The following is a 2702-nucleotide window of genomic DNA, read 5'->3' as shown; positions in this document are numbered from 1 at the left end:
TTGGGGCAATGAGGATGCCCAATACGGGCGTATAAAAGTCTTAAAAAATCGTAAATTTCGGTAACGGTGCCTACCGTAGAGCGGGGATTATGAGAAACGGATTTTTGGTCAATAGCTATGGCTGGGGACAACCCTTCAATACTTTCAACATCAGGTTTTTTCATAACGCCTAAAAATTGCCTGGCATACGAGGATAAAGATTCAACATATCGCCTTTGCCCCTCGGCGTATATGGTATCCATAGCAAGAGAAGATTTTCCGCTACCGGAAACACCGGTAAAGACAATTAACTTGTTTTTAGGCAAAGTTAGACTGATATTTTTTAGATTATGTTCGCGGGCGCCGCAGATAATAAGTTTATCCATAAACTTTAAATATACGGCAAATGTTCGGGGAATTCAAGAAGAAAAACACGGGAGCTTGCTATCGCCATTGACAGCAAACTCCCGTTAGGGAAAGGTCTCAAACTCTTTCAGTTAGCTTAGAACCCGCCTGACCTTCGCGCGTGTTTACGACTTGACGCGGGAACTGCCCAAGGAAAGACGGTGCCTTTGTTCATAAGTAACTCCTCCTTCCCAGAAAGTCCCAAATGCACTACGCTACTTGTTGCTGCTGTAATGTGGGAGTCCCCCCCCATACCTAATGGATAATGAAAAGTCCCCAGACCCGGAGAAGTTTGTATCCCTCTACAGGGAGAACAACCCTTCCGTCCATCCTCCGGTCTATGAGGACAATCGGCACAAGCACTACTCATCTCTCACCTCCATTGATAACTCGCGGACAAGCCCGCGCTCGTCTGTGGCAACTGTAAACAGTAGCATCCCCCCGTCCTCGTCTGGCACGACGAGTTCGGAGATGCGGACAAGTACATTCCGCGCATTTCTGTCCCGCATTTGGAACAGTTGCCTCAACAGCCAATACAACTTTGGACATATTCCGCATATTGTATTCTCTCCTTTATTTTGGAAAACGGGACGGTAAGCGACAAACTAAAAAGAATTGTACTACAAATAAAGCACGCTTGTCCATAGTTGCTAAAAAGGGACTACCCCATTTCGGGGTAGTCCCTTTTATATAAGTCCCTTTTATATATTTTTTAATTGCCTAATTTTATCGCGGATTTTCGCCGCCTTTTCAAATTCTAAAAACTCCGCCAATTCCCGCATTTTGTTTTCCAACTCCTTTAACATCTTTTTCTGCTCTCTTGCAGGAAGCGTCCTAAACTCGTAATCTTCAACAAAAAATATATCTTTAATTGTTTTCTCTTCCACAGGGTCTTCCGTAAACATTTTTTGCCTTATATCTTTTCTTATAGACTGTGGGGTTATATTATGCTTTTTATTAAATTCCTCTTGAATTTTTCTTCTTCTTTCCACCTCCATAATTGCCTTTTTCATACTAGTAGTAACGGTATCCGCATACATAACCACTTCCCCATTTATATGCCGCGCCGCCCGTCCCATTGTTTGAATAAGACTAGTTTCGCTTCGCAAAAATCCTTCCTTATCGGCGTCCAAAATAGCAACTAACGATACTTCCGGCAGGTCTAAACCCTCCCTTAAAAGATTTATGCCCACTAAAACATCAAATTCTCCTTTTCGCAAATTGTCCAAAATATCCGTTCTTTCCAAAGTTTTAATATCCGAATGCAAATATGTAACCTTAATTTTTTTGTCCGCTAAATATTCGCTTAACCTCTCTGCCATTTTTTTTGTTAGAGTAGTAACCAACACCCGCTCTTTTTCAGCTGTTTTTTCCAATATCCTTTTAACAAGGTCTTCTATTTGATTATCCGTTTTTTGTATGGTAATTTTAGGGTCCACAAGTCCCGTTGGTCTAACTAGCTGTTCAACCACATTTTCTTTTCCGCTAAAACTTATTTCCCAAGGCGAGGGAGTGGCGCTTGCAAAAATAGAAGTTTTAACTTTTGCCAAAAACTCGTCAAATCTTAAAGGACGGTTATCTAAAGCCGAAGGCAAACGAAACCCAAAATCCACCAAAGTTTTTTTTCTGCTTTGGTCCCCATTGTACATACCTCTTATCTGCGGAACGGTGATATGAGATTCGTCTATAACCAAAAGCCAATCGTTTTTAAAATGCCAGTTATAATAATCCACTAATGTATAAGGAGGTTCGCCACTTTTTCGCTCGTCAAAATAAAGAGAGTAATTCTCTATACCCTTGCAATAACCTATTTCCCGTATCATTTCTAAATCGTAGTTGGTTCGTTGTTCTAGTCGGTACGCGTCCATTTCCTTTTTTTGTTCTTTTAATTCCGTTACTCTTTCGCGCAAGTCAACCTCAATTTTTTTTAACGCCCCTTCTTTTCTATCCTCGGGAGTAACATAATGTTTTGCCGAAAAAATGTTTACTAAACCCTCCTCTATATTTAGGGTCTTTCCAGAAACCGCATCAAATTTAAAAATTTTAGTTAAAGTATTTTCTTTAACTTCAAAACTAATGCCATAGTCCGCGTAGGCGGGATAAACATCCACCCGCTCACCTCTTACCCTAAACGACCCTCTTTTAAAATCAAAATCATTCCTCTCGTATAAAAGCTTTACCAGTCTTTTAATTAAACTCTCTATTAAAATTTTCATTCCAATTCTAACTTCCAAAGCGGTATTGGCATATTCCACCGGAGAACCTATGTTATAAATTGACGATACCGAGGATATAACCACCACATCCTTGCGGGTTAA

At 40.5% G+C, this 2702-nt stretch carries 2 protein-coding genes; both read right to left on the bottom strand.

From position 1 onward, the window contains the following. Positions 1-365: excinuclease ABC subunit UvrA (locus tag KJ678_03640; protein ID MBU1017223.1), on the bottom strand; the 365-nt coding region annotated here is incomplete at its 3' end. Positions 366-1085: 720 nt separating this feature from the next. Next, positions 1086-2702, bottom strand: a 1617-nt coding sequence (locus tag KJ678_03635) for a UvrB/UvrC motif-containing protein (GenBank protein ID MBU1017222.1), incomplete at its 5' end; no start/stop codon positions are given.

It is taken from the genome of Patescibacteria group bacterium (genome assembly GCA_018817085.1).
Classification (GTDB): domain Bacteria; phylum Patescibacteriota; class WWE3; order CG2-30-40-12; family CG2-30-40-12; genus CG2-30-40-12.
Note: the sequence above shows the minus strand (reverse complement) of the source record. Positions and strands in the feature narration are given on the sequence as shown.